General features: G+C 62.9%; 1 protein-coding gene (running past one end of the window). It reads left to right on the top strand.

What is annotated here, in order from left to right; translation table 11 throughout:
- A protein-coding gene (locus JOE34_RS18905; RefSeq protein ID WP_209996446.1) for a non-ribosomal peptide synthetase crosses the window boundary here: on the top strand, positions 1–14,390 show its 3' portion. Its footprint begins 3,391 nt before the window's first position; 14,390 of the gene's 17,781 nt are visible here — the last part of the coding sequence; its start codon lies off the left edge, out of view; its stop codon occupies positions 14,388–14,390.

Genomic DNA, 14,390 nt, shown 5'->3' with positions numbered 1-14,390 from the left:
ATGTGCAGCCACGCAACGGCCCGGTACCCTTGTCTTCCGCTCAGCAGCGCATCTGGTTCATGGCGCAAATGGAAGATGCCAACAGCGCCTACAACATCTCGCTGGGCCTGAAACTGACCGGTCCACTGGACAGCCGTGCCTTGACGCGTGCACTGGAACGGATCGTGGCCCGCCACGACAGCCTGCGCAGCCGCTTCAGTCAGGAAGACGACATTGCCTGGGTACAGGCAGCGCCTGTGACTGAGATACCGGGCATCTGCTGGCAGGATTTACGTGATCAGGACCCGCAAGCGCTGCAGGCCGTGATCAGGGAAGAGGCCGCGCAGCCCTTCGACTTGCGGCACGACCTGCCGATCCGTGGCCGTTTGCTGTGTCTGGCTGAAGATCGTCACGTCTTGCTGCTGACCGTGCATCACATCGTTGCCGACGGCTGGTCGCTGGGCGTGCTGACCCGCGAACTGACCGCGCTCTACCAGGCGTTCAGTCCAGGGCAGGAGGATCCATTGCCCGCGCTGGCGCTGCAATATGGCGATTACGCCGTGTGGCAACGCAACTGGCTGGACGACGAGCGATTGAGTCATCAGGCCGATTACTGGCAGCAGACCCTGACGGGTGCGCCGGTATTGCTGACCCTGCCCACCGATCGTCCACGTCCTGCGCATCAGGACTACACCGGGGCCAGCGTCGCGCTGGATCTCGATCCGCGTCTGAGCACCGACCTCAGAGCCTTCTGCCAGGCGCAGTCGGTGACACCATTCATGCTGTTCATGGGCGCCTGGGCTGTTTTGCTGGCGCGGCTGTCCGGACAGGAAGAGGTGGTCGTCGGCATGCCGGTTGCCAACCGCCGTCATGCCGAAATCGAAGGCTTGATCGGTTTGTTCGTCAATACCCTGGCCGTGCGTGTCGACACGTCGGGCGAGCCGGATGTGGTGACGCTGCTGGAGCGCATCAAGGCCCGCGTGGTGGAAGCACAGGATCATCAGGACCTGCCTTTCGAACAAGTGGTGGAGCGCCTGCGGCCGCCGCGCAGCCTGGCACACAGTCCGTTATTCCAGGCATCACTGGCCTGGGATGGCAGCCAGGGGCTGGAATTGCAACTGGGCGATATGCAGCTCGAGCCGCTGGATGAACAGGCCGCTTTCGCGAAATTCGACCTGGCGTTGAGCGTCAGCGATGGCCCCGATCATTTCCGCTGCATCGTGGAATACGCCACAGCGCTGTTTGACCACGGCACCATCGAACGCCACCTGGGTTACCTGGAGGCGATACTGCGGGCCATGGTGGCTGACAGCCAGACGGTGGTGAGCCACATTCGGCTGTTGTCGGAGGCCGAGCGCCGGCAGTTGACCGACGGTTTCAATGCACCCGATGCGGTTTATCCGCAAGAGCAGACGCTGCACAGCCAGTTTGAAGCGCAAGCGCAGCGCACGCCGGATGCGATTGCCGTGAGCTATGAAGAGGAGTCGTGGAGCTACGCGACACTTAACGCCCAGGCCAACAGGATCGCACATCGCCTGATTGGCATGGGCATCGGTGCGGACGACCGAGTCGCCATCTGCACGCCTCGCGGCCTGCAGATGATCGCCGGCCTGCTGGGGATTCTCAAAGCCGGTGCCGCCTACGTGCCGCTGGACCCGGCTTATCCGCTTGAACGTCTGGCTTATACCCTCGACGACAGCGCACCGGTGGCGTTGTTGAGTCAGCGGTCAGTGCAGGGCACCTTGCCGGTCTCGGAAGTGCCGGTGATCTGTCTCGACGACGACTTGCAGGACGAATCCGTCTGTAATCCGCAGGTGCCGGTAACGCCCGGCAACCTGGCTTATGTGATCTACACCTCTGGGTCCACCGGTAAGCCCAAAGGCGTGATGATCGAACATCGCAACGTCGCGCGGCTGTTCTCGGCCACCGAAGAATGGTTCGGTTTCAACCAGCAGGATGTCTGGGCGCTGTTCCATTCGTTCGCCTTCGACTTTTCGGTCTGGGAAATCTGGGGCGCGTTGCTGCATGGCGGGCATTTGGTGATCGTGCCGCAACTGGTCAGCCGCTCGCCCGAAGACTTCTACACACTGCTGTGCAGCACCGGGGTGACGGTGCTCAACCAGACGCCGAGTGCGTTCCGTCAGCTGATTGCTGCACAGGGCGAGAACGGCCAGGCGCATTCGTTGCGCAAGGTGATCTTTGGCGGTGAAGCGCTGGACACCGTGATACTCAAGCCGTGGTATGCCCGTAACGTGAACGCCGGCACACAACTGGTGAACATGTACGGCATCACCGAAACCACGGTGCATGTGACCTATTACCCGTTGCAGCCCGAAGACGCCCAGCGCCTCGGCGCCAGCCCGATCGGCAGACGCATTCCCGATTTGCAGCTTTATGTTCTCGATGCACGCGGCGAGCCCGTGCCGATGGGTGTGGTTGGCGAGCTGTATGTCGGCGGTGCCGGTGTGGCGCGGGGCTATCTGCACCGTGAAGCACTGACGGCTGAACGCTTTCTCGACAACCCGTTCAGCCACGCAGCGAATGCGCGGATGTACCGTACCGGTGACCTGGGCCGCTGGCTGGCCGATGGCAGCCTGGAATACATGGGCCGTAATGACGAACAGGTCAAGATTCGCGGTTTCCGTATCGAACTGGGTGAGATCGCAGCGCGCCTGAACGATCATCCAGATGTTCTCGACGCTGTGGTTGTGGCGCGCGAGGATGTGCCGGGTGACAAACGACTGGTTGGCTATTACACCTCGGCTGAAGATAAAGCCGGGCTGGATATCGAACAGTTGCGTGCCTGGCTGTCGGGCCTGCTGCCCGAATACATGGTGCCTGCGGCCTATGTACGGCTGGCCAGCCTGCCGGTGACGGCGAACGGCAAACTGGACCGCAAAAGCCTGCCGGCACCGGACCGCGACAGCATCGCCAGCCGGGCCTATGAAGCGCCGCAAGGACCGATCGAAATCGCCCTGGCAAGCTTGTGGGCCGAGCTGCTGCATGTGGAGCAGGTCGGTCGTCAGGATAATTTCTTTGAACTGGGCGGCCACTCGTTGCTGGCCGTGACCCTGATTGCGCGTATGCGTCGTCTGGACATGCGTGCGGACATTCGCGTTCTGTTTGTCCAGCCAACGCTGGCGGCGCTGGCCGAGGCCGTCGGTGGCGACACTGAAATCGATGTGCCAGCCAACCTGATCGATGCGCACTGCCAGCGCATCACCCCTGAACTGCTGCCCTTGGTAGCGCTGGATCAGCCCGCCATTGAGCGTATCGTGGCGCGGGTGCCGGGCGGTGCCGCTAATGTGCAGGATATCTACCCGCTGGGCCCGTTGCAGACCGGTATTCTTTACCACCACCTGACCGCCGGGGACCGCGATCCTTATCTGTTGCAGCCGCAGTTCGCCTTCGCCGACGCCTCGCGTCTTGAGGCTTTTTGCCATGCCTTGCAGCGAGTGATCGAGCGCAACGATATTCTGCGCACCGGGTTGTTCTGGGAAGGTTTGCAAGTACCGGTACAAGTGGTCTGGCGTCAGGCGCCTCTGCGGGTTGAAGAGACAGCCTTGCAAGACCTGTTCAATGCGCCGCGCATGGACCTGACGCAGGCGCCGCTGTTGCAGCTGGTTTATGCCCATGATCCGGCCAACCAAAGGATCGCAGCGGTGCTGCGCTACCACCATGTGATCATGGACCACATCGCCCTCGACATATTGAGCCATGAGTTGCAGGCCATACTGCTGGACGACGAAGCTCAGCTTGCAGCGCCTGTGCCTTACCGAAACTACATTGCCCATGTTGTGCGAGGGCCTGGCGAGGACGCCCATGAAGCGTTCTTCCGCGAGCAGCTGGGCGATATCGATGAGCCGACCTTGCCTTACGGCCTGGCCATGGCATCCGCAGAGCAGATTCCTGGCGAGGCCCGACTCACGCTGGACAGCGACCTGTGCCGGCAGATCCGCGATCAGGCAAGACAGTTGAGTGTCAGCGCCGCCACGTTGATGCACCTCGCCTGGGCGAAGGTGCTCGGCCAGTTGTCCGGGCGTGACAGCGTGGTATTCGGCACCGTGCTGCTTGGACGGTTGCGCGGCGGTGAGGGGGGCGAGCGCGCCTTGGGGGTGTTCATCAATACCTTGCCATTGCGCATGGATCTGGTCGGGCACTGCGCGCGCAGTGCAGTGCTCGACCTCCATGGTCGTCTGGTCGGGATGCTCGCCCATGAGCACGCTCAGTTGGCTCTGACCCAGCGCTGTAGTGCCTTGCCGGCTGGCGCGCCACTGTTCAATACGCTGCTCAATTACCGCCACAGCGCTGTGCCTGAGGTCGATGACCCGGCGAACAACACGGCATGGCAAGGGATTGAGGTCGTGCACGCAGAGGAGCGCAGTAACTATCCGCTGACCTTAAGTATCGATGACTTCGGCGATGGTTTCAGCCTGACAGCCCAGGCTGCACCGGGTATTGATCCGCAACGGATTTGCGCCTACGTGCAACAAGCCGTTGTCCATCTGGTGCAGGCCCTGGAGCAGCAGTCGGCAGCAGCCCTGATTGAATCGTCAGTGGTGCCGGAGGCAGAACGCGAGCAGATGTCGGTAACGTTCAACGATACCCGGCGTGACTACCCACGCGGGCAGCCCGTGCACCGTCTGTTCGAGCGCCGCGCTGCGCTTCATCCGCATGCAGTGGCGGCCGTGCATGGCCGTCGCTCACTCACTTATGGTGAGTTGAACGAGCGCGCCAACCACTTGGCTCACTACCTGCTGGGGCAAGGTGTGCGGCCCAACGAGCATGTGGCGATTTTGCTACCGCGCTCACTGGAACTGCTGATCAGCCAGTTGGCGGTCTGCAAATGCGCAGCGACCTACGTGCCACTGGACGTCAATGCGCCTGCCGAACGCCAGCATTACATGCTCGATGATTGCCAGGCGAAATGTGTGCTGACGCAGAGCGCCACCTCGATGGGCTCGACGGTGCAACGCATCGATCTGGACCAGTTGAACCTTGACGACCAGCCTGCGCATGACCCGGGCCTGCCACAGGCATCCGACACAGCGGCTTACGTCATGTACACCTCTGGCTCGACGGGAGCCCCGAAAGGCGTCCGTGTGGCCCATCGCGGCATTGCCAGGCTGGTGTTGAACAACGGTTATGCCGACTTCAACGAGCAGGACAGCATCGCCTTTGCCTCCAACCCTGCATTCGATGCCAGCACCATGGAAGTCTGGGGTGCCTTGCTCAACGGTGGGCAGCTGTTGGTGATCGAGCACACCACGCTGATCGACCCGATGCGTTTCAGCGCGGCTCTGCGTCAGGGCAATGTCAGTGTGCTGTTCTTGACCAGCGCACTGTTCAACCAGTACGTGCAACTGATCCCCGAGGCGCTCAGCGGTCTTCGGCTGTTGCTTTCCGGCGGTGAGCGCGCCGATCCGGCGAGCTTCCGCACGCTGCTTGCCCAGGCTCCGGGCCTGCACCTGTTGAACGCGTACGGCCCCACTGAAACGACTACCTTCGCTACAGCCAGTGATGTAAGAACACTGGCCGATCACGCCGAGTCGGTACCGATCGGTACGCCTATCGGCAACACAACGGTCTACGTACTCGACGCTCATCAGCACCTGACACCGTTGGGTGCGATTGGCGAGCTTTACATTGGTGGCGACGGTGTGGCGCTGGGTTATCTGAACCGCCCGGACCTGACCGCAGAGAAGTTTATTGCCGACCCGTTCAGCGATCAGCCTGGCGCGATGATGTACCGCACTGGCGATCTGGGCCGCTGGCTGGAGGACGGCCAGCTGGAATGCCTGGGGCGCAACGATGACCAGGTGAAAATCCGTGGTTTCCGTATCGAACTGGGCGAGATCGTCAATTGCCTGCATCAGTTGCCGGGCATCAGCGAGGCTGTGGTTCTGGCGCGCGAGGATGAGCCGGGCCATGTGCGTCTGGTTGCCTACTTCACCAGCCGGCTGGACGCCGAGGCGCCTGCACCGGAGCAAATGCGTGCTCACGTGCAGGCTAACCTGCCGGAATACATGGTGCCTGGGGCCTTTGTCGAGCTGACCGTTCTGCCGTTGACCGCCAACGGCAAGCTGGACAGCCGTGCACTGCCCAAACCGGATCATTCGTCGCTGTTGGGGCTGGCCTACGAGCCACCGCAGGGCGAGATTGAAATCGCTCTGGCGCAGATCTGGGCTGAAGTGCTGCAGCTCGAGCGGGTCGGTCGCCACGATCACTTTTTCGACCTGGGCGGGCATTCCCTGCTGGCCATGCGCATGGTGTCGCAGGTGCGTCAGCAGATGGGCATGGAACTGCCATTGGGCGAACTCTTCGCGCTGGGCGAACTGGCAGCCGTGGCCAGTGCGCTGGCTGGTGCGGGACGCAGTGAACTGTCACTGATCCTGCCTGCGCCGCGTGATCAGTCGTTACCGCTGTCGTTTGCCCAGCAGCGTTTGTGGTTTCTGGCACAAATGGAAGGCGGTAATCAGGCTTACAACATCCCGCTGGCCCTCAGTCTGCAAGGATCGCTGGATGTCGCCGCGTTGACAGCCGCGCTTGGGCGAATCGTCGAGCGCCACGAAACCCTGCGCAGCCGCTTCATTGCCCGTGAGGAGGGGGCTGAAGTCGTGTTCACAGCTCCGGCGGCCATGTCGTTCCTGCACATCGAAGACCTGCGTCAAAACCCGCAAACCCTGGCCGAACGCGTCGCAGCAGAGGCTACCGCAGCGTTCGATCTGACACGGGGGCCGCTGATCCGTGGCTGCCTGCTGCAGGTGGAAGACGCGCGGCACGTATTGTTGCTGACCGTGCACCACATCGTCTCCGATGGTTGGTCGATGGGCGTTCTGACCCGCGAACTGCTTGCGCTGTATCCGGCGCTGCGTCGTGGCGAGACCGATCCACTGCCAGCGCTGAGCATCCAGTACGCCGACTATGCGGTCTGGCAGCAGGGCTGGATGAGCGGTGAACGTCTGCAACACCAGGCTGCCTATTGGCGGCAGGTGCTGGAAGGCGCGCCGACACTGCTGACCCTGCCTGCCGACCGGCCGCGTCCGGCGCAGCAGGATTTCGCCGGTGCCAGCCTCAATGTACGGCTGGATGGGCAACTGACTGCCGGCCTGCGTGCGCTGGCTCAGCGGCAAGGCGTTACGCTGTACATGACCTTGCTGACTGCGTGGGGCGCACTGCTGGCGCGTCTGTCCGGTCAGGTCGAGGTGGTCGTCGGCAGCCCGATCGCGGGCCGTGGTCGCGCCGAGCTGGAAGGGCTGATCGGCCTGTTCGTCAACACGCTGGCCATACGCATCGACACAGCATCGGCACCCACCGGTGAGGCGCTGCTGGCACAGGTCAGGACGCGAGTACTGGAGGCTCAGGACCATCAGGACCTGCCGTTCGAGCAGGTGGTGGAAATCGTCCGCCCGACACGCAGCCTGGCCCATGGCCCGTTATTCCAGACAACGCTCAACTGGCTGGCCGGGGAAACTACCTTACCGGAGATGGACGGGCTGTCGCTGGCAACGGTCGAACAGCAGAGTCAGGTCTCCAAGTTCGATCTGTCGCTTAACCTCGGCGAACAGGGTGATGCGTTGTTCGGCACGCTGGACTACGCCACTGCGCTGTTCGATGAGGCAACGGTGCAGCGCTATTGCGGTTATTTCGAACAGTTGCTGCGCACGCTGGTGAGCAACCAGCAGGCGGTGCTCGCTGATATTCCGCTGGTGGGCCCGCAGGAGCGCGAGTATCTGCTCGACACTCTTAACGCCAGCGCGGTGAGCCTGCCGCAAGGTCAGACCATTCATGCTCTGATAGAGGCACGCGCCGAGGGCATGCCCGAAGCCGTTGCGGCCAGAGTCGGCCAGCAGTCGCTGAGCTACGCGCAGATGAACCGTCAGGCCAACAGCCTTGCCCATCATCTGATCAGCCTGGGCGTGCGCCCGGATGATCGCGTCGCGGTCGTCGCGCGCCGTGGCCTGGACACGCTGGTGAGCCTGCTGGCCGTGCTCAAGTCCGGTGCTTGTTATGTGCCGGTGGATCCGGCGCACCCCGATGAGCGCATAAACTATCTGCTGACCGATAGTGCGCCAGTAGTGGTGCTCGCTGAACAGGCTTTCATGGCGCGCCTGCCTGCACTGACGGTGCCGCTGCTCGCGCTCGATCGCCCTCAATGGCCTGAGCAACCGGCAAATCCGCTGGTGTCGGGCCAGACGCCCGGCGATCTGGCGTATGCGATTTACACTTCCGGCTCGACCGGACAACCGAAAGGCGTGATGGTCGAACACCGCACGCTGGCCAATCTCGTTCACTGGCATTGCCAGGCATTCGCTTTGCACGCCGGTAGCCATACTGCCACTGTGGCCGGCTTCGGCTTTGACGCGATGGCCTGGGAAGTCTGGCCGGCCCTGTGTGCAGGGGCAACGCTGCATATCCCGCCAGCCGAAATCAGTAATGAACAGCTCGACCTGCTGCTCGACTGGTGGCTGGCCCAGCCGCTACAGGTGGCGTTTTTGCCGACGCCGGTGGCCGAATATGCGTTCAGCCGCGAGCTGTATCACCCGACGCTGCACACACTGCTGATCGGCGGCGATCGCCTGCGGCAGTTCCACCGTGAGCCGGGTTTTGCCGTGATCAACAACTATGGCCCGACCGAAACCACGGTGGTCGCCACCTCCGGTCGTCTGTTGCCTGACGGCAGCCTCGACATCGGCAAACCGATCGCCAACACCCGCGTGTACCTGCTCGATGAGCAGCAGCAACTGGTGCCGACCGGTGTTGCCGGCGAGTTGTACATCGGCGGTGAAGGCTTGGCACGAGGTTATCTGAATCAGCCGCAACTCACTGCCGAACGCTTCCTCAGCGATCCGTTCTGCGAGCACCCGCAGGCGTGTATGTACCGCACCGGTGATCTGGCTCGCTGGAATGCAGACGGCACGCTGGACTATCTGGGGCGTAACGACGATCAGGTGAAAATCCGCGGCATGCGCATCGAACTGGGCGAAATCGAGGCGCAACTCACCTCATTGCCGGGTATCGAGGAATCGCTGGTGGTGGCGCGCGAGGACGAACCTGGACAGTCACGTCTGGTGGCGTATTTCATTGAGCAAGGCCCGCGCTCGGCGCTTGATATCGCCAGGCTGCGTGCCGACATGCTGGACCGCCTGCCGGGCTACATGGTGCCGAGTGCCTTCGTGCGCCTCGATGCCTGGCCATTGACCGCCAACGGCAAGGTCGATCGACGTGCCTTGCCAGTGCCGGATCGCGACGCTATGCCAGGGCGTGAATACGAGTCGCCGCAAGGCGAGCTGGAAATGGCCCTGGCCGACATCTGGAGCGATTTGCTGCAAGTCGAGCAAGTAGGGCGCAACGATCACTTCTTCGAACTCGGCGGCCATTCACTGCTCGCCGTTACGTTGATCGCACGCATGCGTCGCCGTGGCATGGATGCCGATATCCGCGTGTTGTTTGCCCAGCCGACCCTGGCCGCTTTGGCACGCGCTGTTGGCAGCGGCGCTCAGGTGAAGATTCCGGCCAACCTGATCGGTGCGGATTGCGCGTCAATCACCCCGGACCTGTTGCCGCTGGTGAAACTGGACCAGGCAGGGATCGATCGCGTTGTCGCCAGCGTTACCGGCGGTGCGAGCAATATTCAGGACATCTACCCGCTGGGGCCTCTGCAGGCGGGTATTTTCTATCACTACCTGTCCGCCGCTGAGGATGATCCCTATCGCTTGCAGGCACGCTTCGCCTTTGCCGACCGCTCGCGACTGGAGGCCTTCAGCCAGGCGCTGCAACAGGTCATCGCCCGTAACGACGTGTTGCGCACTTCACTGTGCTGGGACGGTCTGGAAACGCCTGTGCAAGTGGTCTGGCGACATGCCGATCTGCCGGTGATCGAGGTGCCGCTGGCGGCGCTGGATAATCCCGAGCCGCTGGAACTTGTACGTGCACCGCTGCTGCGGCTGATCCACGCCGATGACCCGGACAACGGGCGTATCGTCGCGGTCCTGCTGTTCCATCACTTGATCATGGACCACGTTGCCCTGGACCTGCTGAGCCAGGAATTGCAGGCGGTGCTGCTTGACCAGGCAGCGCAACTGCCCGCGCCAGTGCCTTATCGCAACTACATCGCGCAGACCTTGCTGGGGGCCGGTGACGACGCGCATGAGACGTTCTTCCGCGAGCAATTGGGCGATCTGGATGAGCCGACCCTGGCGTACGCCCAGACCTGGTTGCCAGGGCCGGACGTTGCAGGCGAGGCCCGACTGCGTCTGGATGCGGACCTGAACAGGCGTTTACGCCATCAGGTGCGGCAGCTGGGTGTCAGTCCTGCCAGCCTGATGCACCTGGCCTGGGCTCAGGTACTGGGCCGATTGTCCGGGCGTGACAGCGTGGTGTTCGGCACCGTACTGTTGGGTCGCTTGAACGGCAGCGAGGGCGCCGACCGCACGCTCGGGGTGTTCATCAACACCTTGCCGTTGCGCATCGACCTGGCCGATCAGAGTGCACGCGATGCTCTGTCGCAGACCCACCGCCGCCTGACCGGATTGCTTGCCCACGAACAGGCTTCTCTGGCAATCGCGCAGCGTTGCAGCGCCTTGCCTGCAGGCGCACCGTTGTTCAGTGCACTGTTGAACTACCGCCACAGCGCTGCACCCGGTGAGGCAAACGAGGCTGCCGGCAAGGCCTGGCAGGGCATCGAGCTGTTGCAGTCTGGCGAGCGCAGCAGCTATCCGTTGACGCTCAGCGTCGATGATCTGGGCGAGGCGTTCGACCTGACTGCGTTGACCTCGAAAGGCATCGATGCCCGACGTGTTTGTGCGTATCTTGCCTGCGCCGTGGAGGGGTTGGTCGACGCGCTTGAACAGGCACCTGCGGGACCGATTCAGGCACTGAATGTTCTGCCCGGCGCCGAACGAAACGAGCTGCTCGATGGCTTCAATGCCGATCGCCTTACTGCGGAGTGCCCGCTGCCCGTTCATCTGCGTATCGAACAGCAGGCGCTGGAACAACCGAACGCCATGGCCGCAAAGGCGGGCGACCAGCATTTGAGCTATGGCGAGTTGAACGCCCGTGCCAACGCAATGGCCCATCACCTGATCGGGCTGGGCGTACGTCCTGACGACCGGGTGGCGGTGGTCGCGCGGCGCGGCCTGGAGACCCTGGCCGGTCTGCTGGCAGTGCTGAAAGCCGGGGCGTGCTACGTACCGGTCGATCCGGGCCACCCGGATGAACGCATCAGCTACCTGCTGGAGAACAGCGAACCTGTGGTGGTGTTGGCTCAATTCGACCTGCTGACACGTCTGCCCGAACTGCAGGTGCCGGTGATCGCGCTTGATCGCCCGGACTGGTCACAGCGCACCGACAACCCGTCCGTGCCGGAAATGACCACGCAACATCTGGCTTACGTGATTTACACCTCGGGGTCCACCGGGCTGCCCAAGGGCGTGATGGTCGAGCACCGCACGCTGAACAATCTGGTGGATTGGCACTGTGAAGCCTTCAACCTGCGTGCCGGCAGTCATACCGCCAGCGTTGCCGGTTTCGGTTTCGACGCCATGGCGTGGGAAGTCTGGCCTGCGCTGTGTGCCGGTGCGGTGCTGCACCTGCCGCCTGCGGAGATTGGCAACGAACAGCTCGATGTGCTGCTCGACTGGTGGCTGGCCCAGCCGCTGCAGGTGGCGTTTCTGCCGACCCCCGTGGCCGAATACGCCTTCAGCCGTGAATTACACCATCCGACGCTGCAAACTCTGTTGATTGGCGGTGATCGCTTGCGCCATTTCAACCGTGATCCCGGTTTTGCCGTGGTCAACAACTACGGCCCGACAGAGACCACGGTGGTGGCCAGCTCTGGCCGGATGCAGCCTGGCGAGGTGTTGCACATCGGCAAGCCGGTTACCCATGCCCGACTGTACGTACTGGATTCGCGTGGCCAGCCCGTGCCACTCGGGGTGCCCGGCGAGTTGTACATCGGCGGCGCTGGCGTGGCTCGTGGCTATCTGAACCGTGCGGACCTGACCGCAGAACGCTTCCTCGACGATCCGTTCAGCGACAGATCCGGTGCGCGCATGTATCGCTCCGGCGATCTTGTGCGCTGGCTGTCAGACGGGACGCTTGAATACCTGGGCCGCAACGATGATCAGGTGAAGATTCGTGGCGTGCGTATCGAGCCAGGCGAGATCGAACAGCACCTGGCGCAATGCCCGGGCGTCGGCGAAGCGGTGGTGACCACCCAGCGTCTGGACGATGGCACGTTGCGTCTGGTGGGTTACTTCACCCGTCGTGATGCGTCGCTCGACAGTGCCGCCTTGCGTGCGCACCTGTTGGGGCAACTCCCGGAGTACATGGTGCCTGCGGTGTTTGTAGGCCTTGATGCGCTGCCATTGACCCAGAACGGCAAAGTCGACCGCAAGGCGTTGCCTGCGCCCGACCTGGCGGCACTGGCGAACCTCGCTTACCAGGCGCCTTCAACGGCTCTGGAAGAGCGCCTGGCGGACTTGTGGGCCGAGGTTCTTGAAGTCGGAAAAATCGGCAGGCACGACAGTTTCTTTGAACTGGGCGGTCATTCGCTGTCGGCCATCCGCCTGGTCAGCCTGCTGCAAAAAGCAGGTGTGTCACTGACGCTGGCCGAGCTGTTCCAGCACCCTAGCGTTGCAGCGCTGGCCGGATTGCTCGATCAGCGTCCAGGATCGCCGGACGAGGCTCGGGAGGTGATCACAGTGCGCGCCGGTGGCAGCGAGTCACCCTTGTTTCTGCTGCACGATTTCACCGGGCTGGATGCTTATTTCCCGGTGCTTGGGCAACATCTGCAGGGTGACTTTCCGATTTACGGCTTGCCGGGCATTGGTCTTGGGCAGCAGCAATTACGCACCATGGAGTGTCTGGCTGCGCGGATGGTGGAGCGCATTCGTCAGGTCCAGCCGCGCGGCCCGTATCGGTTGGCCGGCTGGTCGTTTGGCGGGGTGCTGGCCTACGAAGTGGCCACGCAACTGCTGGGCATGGACGAGGCCGTGACATTCCTCGGCCTGATCGACAGCTATGTGCCACGCCTGACCGATCAGGGCAAGGCGCGCTGGCAGGGGCCTGATTTGCTTGAGCGGCAATTGCTCTCGCATTGCACTGCGCACTGGCAAGCCCAGGCGGGTGAGGGCGCTGCGAAGTTGGCGCGTCTGAACTCATTGAGCGAGCAAGCGCCGCTGCCGGACTTCGCCACGCTGTTGCAACTGTGCCGTGACGACGGCCTGTTGTACGAGGAGCTGGCGCTGGCGAGCGATCAGCAATTGCACCATTACCTGGACCGTGAAGTGGCGCATGGTCAGGCCCTGGCGCATTACCAGCTGGAGTCACTCAGCCTGCCGATTCACCTGTTCCGCGCCGAACAGCGCCCAATGGCGCCGATTGGAAGCAGTTCGACCTTGGGCTGGGGGGAGATTCTCTCCGCAGATCTACTGCGGTGCGTCGATGTCCCGGGGGACCACATGACGATGATGCAGGCACCGCACGTCGCCGTGCTTGGTCTGAGCATCGTTCAGGCGCTGCACAGCGCGCCTGCCACGCCACCGCCACCGCCGGCTCATCAGTCACTGCTGGCCATCCAGAGCGGGCGTGACGGGCATGCGCCAGTGTTTTGCGTACCGGGCGCCGGGGACAGCGTCACCAGCTTCATTGGCCTGGCCGAGGCACTGGGTCCGGACTGGCCGATCCACGGCCTGCAACCACGCGGTCTGGACGGTCGCAGTGTTCCGCACAGCCGCGTGGAAGCTGCAGCGCAGAGCCATGTGCAGGCCATCGAAGCGCTGTATCCGAAAGGCCCCCTGCATTTGGTCGGGCATTCGTTCGGCGGGTGGGCTGCGCACGCTATGGCTGTCAAGCTGCAGGCCAGTGGCCGCGAGGTTGTCTCGTTGACCCTGATCGACAGCGAAGCGCCTGGCGGCGAGGGTCTGGACGGTAAACCTTATACCGCCACAGCCGTGCTGGAACGCCTGATCGAGGCGCTGCAGTTGTCCAGCGGAAGAAGCCTCGAGCTCGACCCGCTGACGTTTGCCGGCAGCGATACCGTCACGCAAATGCACCTGCTTCAGCAAGCCATGGTGCGCGTCGGACTATTACCGCCACGTCTTGCGGCACAGGCCCTGCAAGGGATTGTTCGCACGTTCGCCAGCGCCTTGCGCACGGTCTATCGACCTGAGCCAGGAGGCTACAGCGGCAGGGCGAGTCTGGTATTGGTGGACGATCCGCAACTGGATGCGCTGGATAATCAACTTGAGCATGCCGCTTGCGCGAGCCAATGGCAGCACCTGCTACCGCAGCTTTCACTCTGGCACGGGCCGGGCAACCACTTCAGCGTCCTGAAAGCGCCGGACGTCTATAGCCTGGCGGCCTGGTGGTACGACGGATTGGCAGTGGGTGTGGGGGAAACGCAATGA

This window comes from Pseudomonas sp. PvP028 (assembly GCF_017832255.1).
GTDB lineage: Bacteria > Pseudomonadota > Gammaproteobacteria > Pseudomonadales > Pseudomonadaceae > Aquipseudomonas > Aquipseudomonas syringae.
The sequence above is the reverse complement of the archived record's forward strand: the minus strand, read 5'-3'. Positions and strand labels throughout refer to the sequence as shown.